The sequence below is a fragment of the Allobosea sp. TAB14 genome (assembly GCF_052113865.1).
Lineage (GTDB): Bacteria > Pseudomonadota > Alphaproteobacteria > Rhizobiales > Beijerinckiaceae > Allobosea > Allobosea spartocytisi.
In genome coordinates this window covers 1-15040 of record NZ_JBFRDQ010000150.1, presented here as the reverse complement: position 1 = coordinate 15040, position 15040 = coordinate 1, and the positions used below count along the sequence as shown (strand labels likewise).

Annotated in this window: 10 protein-coding genes and 3 pseudogenes; 8 read left to right on the top strand and 5 right to left on the bottom strand. The window is 68.2% G+C overall.

Annotation, left to right across the window (positions count from 1 at the left end; translation table 11 throughout):
• Positions 1 to 306, bottom strand: a pseudogene (locus AB4Y99_RS20285) (hypothetical protein); the annotation flags it as partial.
• Between the two features lie 284 nt (positions 307 to 590).
• Between AB4Y99_RS20285 and AB4Y99_RS20280 the strand changes: the two are divergent.
• The 5 genes and pseudogenes from AB4Y99_RS20280 to AB4Y99_RS20260 form a co-directional block, all read left to right on the top strand.
• Complete coding sequence (locus AB4Y99_RS20280) at positions 591 to 1736, top strand: ABC transporter permease (RefSeq protein WP_038361314.1); 1146 nt, start codon at positions 591 to 593, stop codon at positions 1734 to 1736.
• Between the two features lie 134 nt (positions 1737 to 1870).
• Positions 1871 to 2288: pseudogene (locus tag AB4Y99_RS20275) on the top strand (ATP-binding cassette domain-containing protein).
• A gap of 3 nt (positions 2289 to 2291) precedes the next feature.
• Positions 2292 to 3434 (top strand): MlaD family protein, encoded by a 1143-nt coding sequence (locus tag AB4Y99_RS20270; protein ID WP_441524581.1) that lies wholly within the window; start codon positions 2292 to 2294, stop codon positions 3432 to 3434.
• A 3-nt stretch (positions 3435 to 3437) separates the two neighbouring features.
• Positions 3438 to 4037 carry an ABC-type transport auxiliary lipoprotein family protein gene (locus AB4Y99_RS20265; RefSeq protein WP_038361316.1) on the top strand — a complete coding sequence of 200 codons (600 nt, stop codon included), beginning with the start codon at positions 3438 to 3440 and terminating at the stop codon, positions 4035 to 4037.
• A gap of 203 nt (positions 4038 to 4240) precedes the next feature.
• Positions 4241 to 4721, top strand: a pseudogene (locus tag AB4Y99_RS20260) (DnaB-like helicase C-terminal domain-containing protein); the annotation flags it as partial.
• An 18-nt stretch (positions 4722 to 4739) separates the two neighbouring features.
• Here AB4Y99_RS20260 and AB4Y99_RS20255 read toward each other — a convergent pair.
• Positions 4740 to 10766, bottom strand: a complete 6027-nt coding sequence (locus AB4Y99_RS20255) for an apolipoprotein A-IV repeat region-like domain-containing protein (RefSeq protein ID WP_441524580.1) — start codon at positions 10764 to 10766, stop codon at positions 4740 to 4742.
• A 259-nt stretch (positions 10767 to 11025) separates the two neighbouring features.
• Between AB4Y99_RS20255 and AB4Y99_RS20250 the strand changes: the two genes are divergently transcribed.
• The 3 genes from AB4Y99_RS20250 to AB4Y99_RS20240 all read left to right on the top strand — a co-directional run bounded on the left by AB4Y99_RS20250 (position 11026) and on the right by AB4Y99_RS20240 (position 12342).
• Positions 11026 to 11364, top strand: a complete 339-nt coding sequence (locus tag AB4Y99_RS20250; protein ID WP_038361318.1) for an Hpt domain-containing protein — start codon at positions 11026 to 11028, stop codon at positions 11362 to 11364.
• 106 nt (positions 11365 to 11470) lie between these two features.
• On the top strand, positions 11471 to 11791 hold the full coding sequence (locus tag AB4Y99_RS20245; protein ID WP_038361320.1) for a 2Fe-2S iron-sulfur cluster-binding protein: 321 nt from the start codon (positions 11471 to 11473) through the stop codon (positions 11789 to 11791).
• A gap of 122 nt (positions 11792 to 11913) precedes the next feature.
• The gene (locus AB4Y99_RS20240; RefSeq protein ID WP_038361322.1) at positions 11914 to 12342 is read left to right on the top strand and encodes a universal stress protein; all 429 of its coding nucleotides are present in this window, start codon (positions 11914 to 11916) and stop codon (positions 12340 to 12342) included.
• Between the two features lie 36 nt (positions 12343 to 12378).
• Here AB4Y99_RS20240 and AB4Y99_RS20235 read toward each other — a convergent pair whose 3' ends face one another.
• From AB4Y99_RS20235 to AB4Y99_RS20225, 3 genes are all read right to left on the bottom strand, one after another.
• Positions 12379 to 12981, bottom strand: a complete 603-nt coding sequence (locus tag AB4Y99_RS20235) for a hypothetical protein (protein ID WP_441524579.1) — start codon at positions 12979 to 12981, stop codon at positions 12379 to 12381.
• A gap of 55 nt (positions 12982 to 13036) precedes the next feature.
• A complete protein-coding gene (locus AB4Y99_RS20230) occupies positions 13037 to 14212 on the bottom strand; it encodes a vWA domain-containing protein (protein ID WP_441524578.1) in 1176 nt (391 codons plus the stop codon).
• Between the two features lie 81 nt (positions 14213 to 14293).
• Positions 14294 to 14623, bottom strand: a complete 330-nt coding sequence (locus tag AB4Y99_RS20225; protein ID WP_162737742.1) for an HU family DNA-binding protein — start codon at positions 14621 to 14623, stop codon at positions 14294 to 14296.
• Between the last annotated feature and the right edge of the window lie 417 nt (positions 14624 to 15040).

Genomic DNA, 15040 nt, shown 5'->3' with positions numbered 1-15040 from the left:
CTGCATGGCGAGGCCGGAGGCGCGTTCCTGGGACCTGCCGCTGATCCGTTCGAGATCGATGCGCAGGTCGCTGATCAGGGCGGCGGCTTCGATCAGGCTGGCATCCCGGCTCGTCTCCTGCACGCCGAGGCCGACGACGCGCTCGATCCGGCCGATCGCGGTCAGGAGCTGAGCGGTGTCCGCCTGCCGGTTGCGCTTGGCGTATTCGGCCATGAACCAGCGGCCGCGCGACGTCTCCATCACCGCCGCCTCGATGGCGTCGAAGTCGGTTTGGCTCAGCGGTGTCAGGGAGCGGGCATCGCTCATGACCGGTCTGCCTTCGCAAGGGACGGCCGAATCAGTGACGGCCGCAACGTGAACGGGGCAAGATTGCGCGACGATTTCTTAAGGAATTGCTGCTTCGGCGGGCAGGCGGGGTTCCATGCTATGGCGCTTCGGCAACGCTCCTCCGGCGTAATGCCGCACGGGGGCTGTCCGGCTTGCCAAGCGTCCCCGGCGCGGCAATACAAGGCAAAGGGGTGGATTCCGACGCTGAGCGACGCCGAAACGGCAGGAGTGCCGCTCGGCCGGGTGAGGGACATCACGGGCATATGCCGAGCGTTGACACCGCCGAGCCTCAGGCGATTTTCCGCGATGATGCCGGAACGCTCGCAGTCGCGCTGGCCGGGTCCTGGAGCGCGGATCGGGCGCCGCGGCTGGAGAAGCTGATCGGCGAGATCGCCGGACGCATGCCGCAAGCGGCGCATGCGCGCCTCGACCTGTCGGACGTGACCCGGCTCGACACGCTCGGCGCCTATGTCCTGAACCGCCTGAAATCGAGGCAGGAGCGGCAGGGCGCCTCCGTCGAGATCGTCAGCCGCAGGCCCGAGCACGGCATCCTGCTCGCCGAGGTCAAGGTCCATGACGAGGACGTGCCGCTGCATCCGGACCATTTCAGCGTGGTCAGCGTGCTCGCCAATGTCGGCGAGGCCATCATCCGTTTCGGCCGCGACATGGTCGGCGGCGCCATGTTCCTCGGCGAGGTGGTGGTCGGCTCGGTCGCCGTGCTGCTCGGGCCGCGCAAATTCCGCGGCCCCTCGCTGGTCAATCAGGTCGAGCTGATCGCCTTCAACGGCGCGCCGATCATCATGCTGATCTCCTTCCTCGTCGGCTGCATCGTCGCGCAGCAGGGTATCTTTCAGCTCCAGCAGTTCGGCGCGACGGCCTTCGTCGTGAACCTGACGGGCATCCTCATCCTGCGCGAGCTTTCGGTGCTCCTGACCTCGATCATGATCGCCGGCCGCTCGGGCTCGGCCTTCACTGCCGAGATCGGCTCGATGAAGATGCGCGAGGAGATCGACGCGCTGCGCGTGATGGGGCTCGATCCGATCGAGGTGCTGGTGGTGCCGCGCATCCTGGCGCTGGTCATCTCGCTGCCGATCCTAACCTTCATCTCATCGATGGCGGGCCTGACCGGCGCGGGTCTCGTCGCCTGGCTCTATGGCGGCATCGGCGTCGACACCTTCCTGGCCCGGCTCCAATCGGTCATCACCTGGAAGCATTTCGCCGTCGGCCTGATCAAGGCGCCTTTCATGGCCTTCGTCATCGGGCTCATCGCCTCGATCGAAGGGCTGGCGGTCAAGGGCTCGGCSGAATCGCTGGGCCGACAGGTCACGGCCTCGGTGGTCAAGGCGATCTTCATGGTCATCGTCGTSGACGGGCTTTTCGCCATGTTCTTCGCCTCGATCGAGTTCTGACGATGGGCGAGCACGAGATCTCCCGCGTGGTGGCCGCCCGGCGCGGAAATGAGGGCGAACCCGGCCGGCGGGGCGAGCCGGACGCCGTCATCCGGGTGCGCGACCTCAAGGTCGCCTTCGGTGACAAGGTCATCATGGATGGCCTCAACCTGGACGTGATGCGCGGCGAGATCCTCGGTTTCGTCGGCGGTTCCGGCCAGGGCAAATCGGTGCTGACCCGSACGATCCTCGGSCTSGTGCGCAAGCAGCGCGGCACSATCGATCCTCGACGAGCCGACCTCCGGCCTCGACCCGATCGGCGCGGCCGAGTTCGACGATCTCATCATGACGCTGAAGCAGACGCTCGGCCTCACCGTCTTCATGGTGACCCACGATCTCGACAGTCTATATGATGCCTGCGACCGAATCGCCGCGCTGGCGGACAAGAAGGTGATTGCGGTCGGAACGCTGGAGACGATGCTGGAATCCGACCATCCCTGGCTGAAGGCCTATTTCGGCGGTGAGCGCGCCACGGCCCGGCAACAATCCGGGAAACGAGAGCGGAACGGCTAGTCCATGGAATCGCGCGCGAACTACGCTCTCGTCGGCCTTTTTACCCTCGCGGTGCTCGCTGCGGCCTTCGGCTTCGTCTACTGGTTCAACAGCGGCGGCGCCGGGCGCAAGGACAACATCCGCGTGATCTTCACCGGATCGGTCACGGGCCTCGGGCGCGGCTCGAGCGTGCTGTTCAACGGTTTGCGCGTCGGCGAGGTGACGAGCATCGAGCTTCAGCCCGATGATCCGCGCCGGATCTACGCCGTCATCCAGGTTGCCGCAACCACGCCCATCCGGGAAGACACGCGCGCGCGCATCGAAGCTCAGGGGCTTGCGGGCGTCGTCGCGCTCCAGCTCATCGGCGGCGCGCCCGACGCGCCGGTCCTGAAGGCCAAGCCCGGCGAGCCGATGGCGACGATCATCGCCGAACGTTCGGAACTGCAGGACATCATCGAGACCGTTCGCAACGTCGCCCAGCGCGCGGACGGTGTCCTGACCTCGCTGGACGGCCTGATCAAGCAGAACCGCGAGCCGATCAACAACACGGTCCGCAATGTCGAGAAATTCTCCGAGGCGCTCGGCAAGAACTCCGACGGGCTCGACAAGCTGATGGCCGGCTTCGGCAACATCGCCGACACCATCCAGCCGCTGTCGCAGAAGCTGCAATCGCTCAGCGAGGAGTTGACCGGCGTCGTTCAATCCGTGGACCGGAAGAAGGTCGCGAGCATCGTCGACAATGTCGACAAGTTCACCGGCGCGCTCGGCGGCTCCAGCGAGGATGTCGGCAAGGCGGTGAAGGATGTCGCCTCGATCACCGCGAAGCTCRATCGCGCGGCCGATCAGGTCGAGGGCGTGCTGAAGGGGGCACAGGCCTTCCTGAACACGGCTTCGGGCCCCGACGGCCGCAGCGCGCTGAACGAGGTCGCCGACGCCGCGAAGTCGATCCGCGTGCTGGCCGACAATCTCGACGCGCGCACGGCGGAGATCACGGTCGGAATCAACCGCTTCACCGGTTCGGGGTTGCGCAATGTCGATTCCACGGTCTCGGAGGCCAAACGCGTGCTGACGGAACTCAATCGCACGCTCCGGAATTTCGAACGTAACCCGCAGCAACTCATCTTCGGCGGCAAGCCGCCGCTCCCGCAATACAACGGATCGCGCTAGCCGATGACGATCGAGGTTCCCCAGACCGCCATGGCCCGCCGCTGCCTGAGCGTGCTGGCGCTCTCCGCCGGGCTCGCCCTGGCAGGGTGCGGCGGCGGCCAGACGCCGACGACCTTCGACCTGACGGCCCCGAGCGGCTTCGGGCGCGTCGGCGGCTCGCATGCCACGATGGTGGTCGCGCGGCCGACCGCCGTGCAGGCGCTGGATTCGGACCGGGTCATCGTCAAGGATTCGGGCGGCGCGCTCTCCTTCCTCGGCGGGGCGCAATGGGCCGATCAGGTGCCGGCGCTGGTGCAGACCCGGCTGATCCAGACCTTCGAGAACGCCAGCCGCATCGGCTCGGTCTCCGCGCCGGGGCAGGGCATCACGCCGACCGTCCAGCTCGTGACCGATATCCGCAGCTTCAACATCGACGCGGCGTCGGGCACGGCCGTCGTCGAGATCACCGCCAAGATCGTCGGCGACACGAGCGGCCGAATCCAGCGCGCGAAGCTGTTCTCGGCGCGTGTTCCGGCCGCGGCGGTGGATGGGCCGGGCGCGGCGCAAGCCCTCGACCGCGCCCTGTCGCAGGTGCTGGTCGACATCGTCCGCTGGGCGCGCTGAGACAGCCTTTCGGCTGAGGAGGCCAACGCGGGCGATTTCCGCGAGAGGCGAATCCGGCTAGCTTCCGATTCCGGCTTGGCCCGAGCCGCCCCCCTCCAGCGGGGAAGCATCTGCAGGCGGGGTTCCTTGCCGCTTCGACCGACTGTTCGGGCATCACGCATGAGGAGGGATTGCGCTACCTGCCCGCAATAGGAGGTTTCCGCATGAAGCTCTCGGTGCCGATCCATCAATTGAAACGCAAGGCCAGGCTCCTGCATCGCCGGGAGCAAATCCCGCTCCATGCCGCGCTCGACCGCATTGCCGCGGCGGAAGGCTATCGCAGCTGGGGACTGCTCGCCGCCAAGCAACCAGCCACGAGCGCCGCCACGGCACTCTGCCGGCAACTCGAGCCCGGCGATCTGGCGCTGGTTGCGGGGCGCCCCGGCCAGGGAAAGACGCTGCTGAGCCTCGCGCTGGCCGCCGAGGCGGCTCGGGCCGGACGCCGCAGCGCCTTCTTCTCCCTGGAATATGCTCCCGGGGATGTGCTCGAACGCCTGCAAGCGCTTGGCTTTGATCGATTATCTGCAATTGCTCGATCAGCGCCGCGACACCCCGGAGCTGTCGCGGCAGGTTCGGGAGCTGAAGCGCTTTGCCCGCGAACGCGGGGTGATCTTCGTTCTCATCTCACAGATCGACCGCGCCTATGGCAGGGAGGGCAGGCGCTTATTCGAAGCGCCCGCTGGCATGGGCCAGCATGGTGTAGACCTTGCCGGTCTCCGAGGTGAGGTAGGTCTTCGCCACCATCGAGTCCCGGTCGTCCTTGGACGCTTCGCCGAGCAGCCGCTCGAACTCGTCGATGTAGCGATCGACCGTCTCGCGGAACTCCATGTCGCGCCGATACTTGCGGCGGATCTCGTCGAAGGTCTGCTGGCCCTGCAGGGTGTAGAGCCGGCGGGTGAAGACGTTGCGCTCGCCGCGCTTGTAGCGGTCCCACAGCTCGACGGCCGCGTCATGGTCGATCATCCGCGCGATGTCGACGGAGAGCGAATCGAGCTTCTCGATCGAATGCGTCGTCGGCTTGCTCACCTCCGGCGCCTTGTCGTCGCGGGAGGCGCGGACCAGCAGGTCCGAGAGCCAGCCGGCCTTGGCCGGCTGCTGCGGTTCGGGCGCGCGGCGCGGCGCCTCCTGAACCGGCGCGGGGCGCGGCGCAGGCTTGGCCTCGACGCGGCTCTCGGCCCGGGCAGGCGGCGCGCTGGGCGTCGGTTCCGGCGCGGCGTCGAGCGACGGGCGCAGCGCAGGGCCTTCAGCCGCTGGAGGCTTGGGCTGCGCCGGAGCCGTATAGACCGGGGCCGGCTGGGCCGCGGCCGGAGCGGAAACCACAGGGGCGGCGGCTCGGCGCGGCGGGGCCTGCTCGATCGGCAGCGAGACGTCGCCGCGCCGGCCGGAACGGGTCACGATCTCGGTGAGATCGTTCAGCGCCTTGATCTGCTCGGCAACGACCCGGCGCATCGCCGAGGCCGATTCCTGCGTCTCCTGCGGCAGCTCGAGGACGCCGCGCTTCAGCTCGGCGCGGGTGGTTTCCAGCTCGCGCTGGATGTCGACCGTGACGCCGCGCATGTCCTGCGCCGCCTTCTGGAAGCGGTCGGTTACCTTCGAGAGCTCGCCGTCGATCTCGGTCGTGACCTGGGCATAGGCCGCGCGCAGCGCCTCGGCCGTCCGCTCGCGTTCCTTGCCGGTCGCGGAACGGATCGTCTCGAACTGCTGGGCGATGGCGCTGGTCGTCGCCTCGGCCGAGTCGGAGAGCACGGCGCCGATCTGGCGCGCGCGCGCCTCGGCGGTGCCGAGCGACTCGTCGATCAGCGAGGCGAAGGAGCGGGTGATCGCCTCGACATCCTCGGTACGGCCGTTGATCAGAGCGTGCAGCTCCTCCAGCGAATCGCGCCGCTCGGCGAGCGCCTTGCCGACGCGGGCCTCGACCTGCTCGAGCCGGCCGACCACGGCGTTGAGCGCCGCGCTGCTGGCCTGGGTGACCTCGCCGAGCGAGGCGCCCTTGTCGTCGAGCTTGGCGACGAGGGCGGTCGTCTCGCGCAGCGTGCCTTCGGAGTAGTCCTTGAGGTCGGCGATCTGCGCGGTGACCTGCTGCGAGGCGCGGTTGGCCTCTTCCATCACCGTGCTGATCACGGTCTGCAACTCGCCGACGCGGGTCGACAGGCTGTTCTCGACGGCGGCCAGGTTCTTGTTCGCGCCGTTGACGATCTGCTGCATCAGCTTGTTGGCCTCGCCGAGGCGACCCAGCATGCCGCCCAGCTCGTCGCGCAGCTGCTCATTGGTGCCGACCAGCGCGTCGATCGACTGGCGCGAGCCGGATTCGAGCGTCTCGCGCAGCGCATTGGACGATGTCTCGATCGCATTGGAGATCGCCGCGCCACGGTCGCGCAGACCCGCGACGAAGGCATTGCCGCGGTGCTCCAGCGCCCGCACCACCGTCTCGCCGGCGGCGGTGAAGGCGGCGGCCAGAGCCTGGCCACGCTCGTCGAGCGCTTCGACCATGCCGCTGCCCTTGGCATCGAAGAGGGCGCGCAGCGCCGCGGTCCGCTCGTCGAGCGCGCCGGAGATGGCCTCGCCCTGGCGGCCGAGCGCCTCGACGACATCGCCGCCCTTGCCCTCGAAGAGGACACGCAGCTGCTCGCTGCGCTGGTCGAGCGCGTTGGAGATGGCGTCGCCCCGGCGTCCGAGCGCGGCGACGATGCCGAGCCCGCGATCGTCGAACAGCGTCCGGAGCTGCTCGGCACGTTCGTTGAGCGCGGCGGCGATCGCCTCGCTCTGCTCCGTCAGCGTGGAAACCACACCGTTGCCGTTATGCTCGAAGAGGGCGCGCAGTTCCTGTGCACGCTCGCTGAGCAAGGCGGCGATGAACTCCGAACGGCCCTGCAGGGTCGACGCGATCTCCTCGCCGCGCGTGTCGAGCGTCTGCGACACGGTGTCGAGCCGACCCACCACGCGCTCCTCGAAGCGCGCCACGCTCTGGTCGAGCGTATCGGCGATCTGCAGCGCGCGGCCGCCGAGCGTCGCGTTGATCGTGTCGGCCTTGTCGCTGAGGGTGCGGGTGAGCGACTCGCTCTTGGAGGTGACGACCTCGCCGATCTCGTCCGCCTTGGCGGCCAGGGCGCGGGTGACCTCGCGTCCGCCTTCCGCCAGCACGCGGGCGATGTCGACCGTGCGCTCGACCAGCGCCTCGTTGAGGGCGGTGGCGCGCGAGCCGAGGCTACCGTCGATGCGGGCGATCAGGCTGTCGAGCGCGCCGGCGATCTCGGCGCTCTTGGCGCCAGAGCGCTCCTCGAACAGCTTGATCTGGCCCTCCATGGAATCCGCCGCCTCGCGGGTGCGCTCGGCGAGGAGGCTGGCCGCCTCCAGGGCGCGGGTGCCGACCTTGTCGGCCAGCGAGACGCCGTCCTGCGAGATCAGCTTCTCGACCTGCGCGATGCCGGTGTTGAGCGCCTCGGTGAGCTCGCGCGCATCGCCCGAGATCTTGGCCGTGAGCGAGCCGCCCTGATGGACGATGAGATCCTCGAAGGCGTTGAGGCGCGCGGCGAGGTTCTCCTCGACCTCGCGGCCCTGGCTGTCGAAGAGATGCGAGAGCGAGGCGAGGCGCATGCCGATCGCCGTCTCCATCTCGTGCCCGCGCTCGTCGAAGAGGCGGTTGAGCGCGTCATGGCGGCTGGCCAGCGCGTCGGCCAGCGCCTGGGCGCGGCCTTCGACCGAGCGCAGCATCGAGTCGGCGCTGGCCGCGAGGGCCTCGCCGACGCGTCCGTTCTGGTCGGTCAGCGCCAGGACGAGCTCGTTGCCGCGCTCGTCGAAGAGCTTGGTCAGCGCGTCGTGGCGGGTCGCCAGCGCCTCGGTCAGCGCCTGCGCGCGGTCCTCGACCGAGCGCAGCATCGACTGGGCGTTGGCGGAGAGCGCCTCGTTGACGCGCCCGCCCTGCTGGGTGAGGGCGAGCACGATCTCGCGGCCGGTGCCGGCGAGCATGGTGCGCGCATCCTCGGCGTGGACGGTGAAGGTGTCGCGCAGGCCCTGCGTCGCCTCGACGACACGGTCGGCGACATGGCGGCCATCGACATTGATCGTCTCGGTGAGGCTGCGGGTCGCTTCCGTCATGCGGCGCGCCAGTTCCTCGCTCTGCTCGCCGAGCAGCGTGTGGACCTCGCGGCCGGTGTCGACGAGACCGCGAACCGTCGCCTCGCGGTGCTCGCCGAGCAGCTGGCCGACCTTCTCGCTGGTTTCGCTGACGCTGGCGAGGAAGCCGGTCTGCTGCTGCTCCAGCGCCACGCGCGCGCCTTCGACCGCGTCGGTAATGCGGCCGGCCAGCGCCAGCCCGCGCTCGTCCAGCTTCTGATCGATGCTTTCGCCGGTTTCGGCGAGGCGGCTGATGAGGGCGCCGCTGCGCTCGGAGAGGATGCCGTGGACCGAGCGGCCGACATCCGCGATGCGGCTGGCGACGAGCTGGCTCTCGTTGCCGAGCAGATCCTTGATCTCGAGCCCGGCCTGCGAAACCTTCACGGTCATCGCGCCCGTCTGCTCCTCGAGCAGGGCGCTGACACGCTCGCCGGTCTCCGACAGGCCGGAGATCATGCGCTCGCTTTCCTGGCCGACGATGCGGCTGACATCGTGGCCCGCCTGGGCCAGGCGGCTGACCAGGATCTCGCTCTCGTCGCGCAGGCGGGTTTCGACGGCATTGACCGCGCCGGACACGCTGGAGACCAGCGACTCGCTGCGCTCCTCGAGCAGCCGCGCCACATCGGCGCCGGCACCCGAGACGCGGGCGACGACGCTGTCGCTCTGCTCGCCGACGAGCTGGGCGAGATCGCGCCCCGCGCCGGAGACGCGCCCGACCAGTGCACTGGCCTGCTCGTCGAGCAGGCTATGGACGGCTTCGCCGGTCTCGTTGAGGCGCGTGACCAGTTTCCCGCCCTGCTCGTTGAAGAGGCCGTTCACCCGGTCGGCGACCTCGGTGATGCGGTGGGTCAGCGTGTCGCCATGCTTGTCGACGGTGGCGCCCAGCGTCTCGCTGGCGTCGCTGACTCGCAGGATGATCGCTTCGCCACGCTCGCGCAGCACGTCGTCGACCGACCGGACGGTTTCGTTGAGACGGCTGACCAGCGCGTCGCCATGCGTGCCGATGAGGCTGTGGACGCTCTCGCCGACCTCGTTGAGGCGCGAGGTGATGGCTTCGTTCTGCCGGCTGAGCAGGCTGTTGACGCCGCGCCCGACCTCGGTGAGGCGCACCGTGACGCTCTCGCCCTCGGCGGAAAGCACGCTGCGCAGCGCCTCGCCGGATTCCGCCAGCCGCTGCTGCAGGGCCTCGCTCTGGCTCTCGATCAGCGAGACCATGCTGCGGCTGCTGACCTCGAAGCGCTCGGCCGCCTCGACGCCGCGGGCGGAGATGTCCTTGGCGAGGGTCTCGCCGGTGGTCTTCAGCGTTTCGTTGACGGTCTCGACGCGGGCGGTCAGCGTTTCCGCGACCTGCATGCCGGTCTCGCTGATCGCGCGGGTGACGTTCTGCGCCTCGTTCGTGAGGCCCTGGGTGAGGGCGACGCCGGTCTTTTCCAGCGAGCCCGCGATTTCCTTGGCACGGCCGTCGAGCATGGTCGAGAGGTTGTCGCTGGCGCCGGCGAGGCGCTCGGAGACTTCGCCCGAGGTGACCTGCAAGCGCTCGACGAGATCGTGGCTGCGGCCGCTGATCTCCTCGATCATCCGTTCGCCGGCCCGGCCGAGCGCCTGGGTGATCTGGTCGCCCTTCGTGCCGAGCGAGCCGGTGACGCGGTCGCCGGCCTGCGCGATCGCCTCGGCGATGGTGCGGCTGGCGCCGTCGAGATCCCTGGCGATGCCCTCATGCGCGCCGCTGATGGCGAGCTTGACGCGCTCGGCATTGCCGACCACGGCCTCGCGCTGCGTCACCAGCTCGTCGATGAGCGAGCGCAGGCGGATCTCGTTGTCGGCATAGGCGCGTTCCAGCGTCGAGATCTCGCCGCGAACGATGGTTTCGAGCTCGCCGGCGCGTGCGACCGCACGCTCGATGCCGTCGCCCATGGCGGCGACCTCGCGCCGGATGGTCTGGCTCAGCGACAGGACGGAATCGGCGCCGGCCACCTCCGGCTCGGCCAGGCGCAGCGCGACTTCCGTCATCGCGCGCGAAATCAGGCGCATCTCCTGCGTGCGGCGGTAGAGCGCCGCCAGGACGAAGAAGAACACCACCGGCGCGCCGATCGAGAGCGCGAGCAGGGTCCATTCGCCGATGCCGAAGGCGGCGACGGGCTCTGGCAGGCCATTGCTGAAGGAGCCGTAGCGGCCGAGCAGGACGAAGGCGGCGCCGCCCAGCCAGGCGAGCGAGGCCAGGCCGGCGAACCAGTAGGGCCTGCGCGAGGGGCGGACGGAGAAGGCTTGGACGAGCGAGCTGGAATCGCGCCGGTCGTCATTGGCGACGCGGCTCGTATCCGGGGCGATGGCGGCGCGCGGCGGCGGGGCCGCCTGCTGGGGTTGCGCCGTTGCCGCCGGAGGCGCGGTGACCGGGATGGCGGCCGGCTCGACGCGCGGCATGTCCAGCTTCAGATCGCTTTCGCTGGTGGTGGGCAGGCGCGGCTCGGCCTCGACCGGGGTTTCCGTCTCACCCTGCGGCTGTTCGAGGCGCAGGGCCTCCTCGATCGCCGACATCGCAGCTTCAGTGGGATCCTGGAGCTTCTTGGGTCGATTCATGGTTGCCGCCTCGCCACGCTACTGAAGATGGTCGCGAACTCATGCTTCGCCGTCCGGACCGCCTCTGGCCGGATGAACGGAGACACTGCGCCCATCATTTACCAATTGGAAGGGTAGTGGAGGCCCGGAGCCTTGGAAACCCATTTGAGTGCCTGATTCACAAACGTCGTTAACGCCTCGTTCACCATCAAGGCGCTTCTTGAAAGGGGTCGATCTGCCCGTGCGGCCGGTCGATGTCACTGCGTTCACGAGTTTTACCATGTCCCAGAAGGCAATCGATACCGAGCATCTGTCCCGCCAGACCGGCGGCGACCGTGAACTCGAGCGCGAGCTGCTCACGCTCTTTGCCCAGCAATGCGCCACGCATCTGCGCACCATCCACGGCAGCGCCGATCCAAAGGCGCGCCTGGACGCGGCCCACAGCCTGAAGGGCGCTGCCCTCGCGGTGGGCGCCTGGCAGGTCGCCGAGGCGGCCGATCGGATCGAGCAGGGTCTCGGTCAGGGCGACAAGCACCCCACGGAAGCCGCGATGGATGCGCTGACGCTGGCCGCCGCCGAGGCGCGCGCCGTGATCTGCCGCTGCGACTGCGCGGCCTGAGCAGGCCGCCGGCGCATCGCCGCCGTTTCGCGCGAGCTGGAAATCCTCTAAGCGAGCAAGCGTCATGCCCGCGCGAGGCCGAGCGCGGGCGCGCCGGAGACAGGACATGCCGAACATCACCTATATCGATGCCCATGGGGAGAGCCGCACCGTCGAGGGCGAGGTCGGCGCGACCGTGATGGAAACGGCGATCCGCAACGAGGTCCCCGGCATCGAGGCAGAATGCGGCGGCGCCTGCGCCTGCGCGACCTGCCATGTCTATGTCGACGAGGCCTGGATGCCGAAGGTCGGCCAGCCCGAGCCGATGGAGGAGGACATGCTGGACTTCGCTTTCGACGTCCGGCCGAACTCGCGCCTCTCCTGCCAGATCCGCATCCGCCCCGAACTCGACGGCCTCGTGGTCCGCACGCCCGAGCGGCAGGGCTAGCGAAACCGGCGCGGCGGTCGCCCGCGCCTCGTGCCGCGCCCCATGCGCGATTTGCGTTGGATCAATGCGCCGGCGCTGGCAAACTCCACAATGGTATCGCAACCAGCCTTGAGGAGTTCGCGATGTACAAGTCGATCATGGTCCCCGTCGATCTGGCCGAGGCGGAACTCGCCAGGCCGGCGATCGACGCAGCGGTCTCCTTCGCCAAGGCCTCCGGCGGTTCGGTGCGGCTGGTCTATGTCCGCTCGCTGATTCCGGTCACCTACATGGAATTCGTGCCGAGCGATTTCGACACCGAGCAGCAGCAGGATGCCGAGGCCAAGCTCGCGGAGATCGCCGCGAAGGTCGATCTTCCGGCGGAGCAGGTTTCGGCCAAGGTGCTGATCGGCTCCGTGCATGGCGAGGTGCTGGCCGAGGCCGATGCCGGCGGCATCGACCTCATCGTCATCGGCTCGCATGAGCCGGGCATGCTGGCCTACGTCATCGGCTCGAATGCCTCGGCGATCGTGCGCCGCGCCAAGTGCTCGGTGCTGGTGGTGCGCCAGGCTTGAATCGCATTTCGGCCGCAGCGTTGCGGCGGTCGAACGTCAGGCCTTCGGCTCGCGCCCCGGCACGAGATCGTCCGGCACCTCGCCGGTCGCGARTTCGCGCGGCCGGTTGAGCGAGATCAGCGGCCAGACCTGCCAGTAGGACGCCGCCAGCAGCAGCAGCGCGAGCAGCGCCGCGCTGGTCTGGCCTTGCTGGAAGGCATGCAGCGCGAAATACGCGATCATCGCCAGCGAGAGCGCGCCGACGGCCGCGACCCCGAGCCAGATCGGTCCCGGCCGGCCACCGACGAAGCGGGCTTTTGGATTGGCGCGCGTGATCGCGGCCGCCAGCGCCGAGACGAAACGGTGATAGCGGGCGTCGTCGCGATCGAGATCGGTCAGCGAACGCCAGGAGAGGTTGCCGAAGGTGACGGTCCTGCCGTCGCTGAGCCGCAGCTGGGTCTTGTAGCCTTTGGAGGAGATGTTGCCGGGGGCGAACACGTAGCGCACCTGCTCGACGGCGCCCAGCCGCAGCCGGTCGACCGCCCTGGTCCTGTCGATCTCCAGAAATTCGCCGTCGAGCTTGTAGGCGATCTCGAAGCCGACCGGCTTCGGGCGCTGGCGCCAGCTCGGGGCAGGGTCGTCGTCAGGGTGCTCGGTCATGGGCGGCAGATAGAGCAACTATGCCCGTCAAGGGAAGCTGGTCAATCGTCTCGGCTCAGCGCGCCAGCACCTTCATCGCGCCGTCGAGGCCATCGAGCGTCAACGGGAACATGCGCCCGCCCATCAGGCCGCCGATCTGCCGGATCGACTGGGTGTAGTTCCACAGATGCTGCTGGACCGGGTTGAGCCAGACCGATTTCGGGAACTTCGTCGTCAATCGCTCCATCCAGACCTGCCCCGCCTCCTCGTTCCAGTGCTCGACGGAACCACCGGGCATCGCGATCTCGTAAGGGCTCATCGAGGCGTCGCCGACGAAGACGAGACGGTAGTCGCCGGGATAGGTCCGCAGCACCTCCCAGGTCGGGATCTGCTGCTCGTGGCGGCGGCGGTTCTCCTTCCAGACCCGCTCRTAGGGGCAGTTGTGGAAGTAGAAATGCTCGAAATGCTTGAACTCGGCCCGCGCCGCCGAGAACAGCTCCTCGGCCAGCTCGACATGCCAGTCCATCGAGCCGCCGACATCCAGGAAGAGCAGCACCTTCACGGTGTTGTGGCGCTCAGGGCGCAGCTTGACGTCGAGATAGCCGTGCCTGGCCGTCTCCGTGATCGTGTTGTCGAGGTCGAGCTCTTCGGCTGCACCCGTGCGGGCAAAGCGGCGCAGGCGCCTCAGCGCGATGCGCAGGTTGCGCACGCCGAGCTCGCGCGTGTCGTCGAAATCCTTGAAGTCGCGCTTGTCCCAGACTTTCACCGCCCGGAAATTGCGGTTTGTGTCCTGGCCGATACGCACCCCTTCGGGGTTGTAGCCATAGGCGCCGTAAGGCGAGGTGCCGCCGGTGCCGATCCATTTGTTGCCGCCCTGATGACGGCCCTTCTGCTCTTCCAGGCGCTGCTTCAGCGTCTCCCAGAGCTTGTCCCAGCCGAGAGCCTCGATCTGGGCCTTYTCYTCGTCGGTGAGGAACTTCTCGGCGAGCTTGCGGAGCCATTCCTCGGGGATGCCGGCCTGCTCGATCGCCTGCTGGAGCGTCTCCATGCCCTGGAAGACCTGGGCGAAGACCCGATCGAACCTGTCGAGATGGCGCTCGTCCTTCACCAGCGTGGCGCGGGCGAGATAGTAGAACTCGTCGACGCTGTGCTCGGCGAGATCGGCCTCCACCCCTTCGAGCAGCGTCAGATATTCGCGCAAGGTCACCGGGACCTTGGCGGCGCGCAGATCGGTGAAGAGGCGAAGGAACATGCCGCTACTGTGCGGGCATGGAGCACGAGGTCAAGCGGTGTCCGCGCTTGCACGGACACCGCTCGATCCCGATGGATGACTTTACGCCACCGCGTCGGCGAGGTCCTTGGTGACCTTGAACTTCACGACGGTCTTGGCCGGAACCTTGATGGTGGCGCCGGTCGAGGGGTTGCGGGCCTCGCGGGCTTCGCGCTTGGCCGCGGAGAGCTTGCCGATGCCGCCGAGCGTGACGTCGTCGCCGCCCTTCAGGGTCTTGGCGACGGTCGCGCCGAGGGAGGCCAGAATGGCGGAGACATCGGCCTTCGTCTTCCCGGTCTCTTCGGCGATCGCGGCGATCAGTTCGTTCTTGGTCATGAAATCCTCCTTGAGAAGGGTGTTATAGGCGTCGCGTGCTGGATCTGGGTCGTTCATGCCCGTTTCCGACACGAGCGACCGCGGAGATATTCGCGGCGCGCAACTCACGCAGTTGCCACGGTTATCGCGGAAAGACGATGCCCGCGGCCGTAGATACGCACAGGAAACGGCTTCGTTCCGCCGAAAGAAGCTGGATTTTTGGGCTTTTCGCGGGTGCGGGAACCGAGAAGAGGGGGAGCGAGCCCGCAGAATCGTGCCCCCGATTCGGTTGCAGATGGCGGCGCGCAACGCTGCGCCCGCCGCCATCGATGCCGCTCAGAGCAGGATGCGAAAAAGCGGGAACCGGTTTTTCGCGAGAATCCTGCTCCGGCTCTAGGCCTGCACGCCGTCGACGTACCAGTCCATCTTGGAGAGGATCTCGTCGGAGGCCGTCTCGCCGGCCTTGACGCGGATTTCGCCCTTCTGGTCCTTGAG

Bases quoted from the DNA above. Each gene is read 5' to 3' on its own strand.
- AB4Y99_RS20255 (WP_441524580.1), bottom strand. From the start codon at position 10,766: ATGAATCGACCCAAGAAGCTCCAGGATCCCACTGAAGCTGCGATGTCG.
- AB4Y99_RS20225 (WP_162737742.1), bottom strand. From the start codon at position 14,623: ATGAACGACCCAGATCCAGCACGCGACGCCTATAACACCCTTCTCAAG.
- AB4Y99_RS20265 (WP_038361316.1), top strand. From the start codon at position 3,438: ATGACGATCGAGGTTCCCCAGACCGCCATGGCCCGCCGCTGCCTGAGC.
- AB4Y99_RS20245 (WP_038361320.1), top strand. From the start codon at position 11,471: ATGCCGAACATCACCTATATCGATGCCCATGGGGAGAGCCGCACCGTC.
- AB4Y99_RS20240 (WP_038361322.1), top strand. From the start codon at position 11,914: ATGTACAAGTCGATCATGGTCCCCGTCGATCTGGCCGAGGCGGAACTC.
- AB4Y99_RS20250 (WP_038361318.1), top strand. From the start codon at position 11,026: ATGTCCCAGAAGGCAATCGATACCGAGCATCTGTCCCGCCAGACCGGC.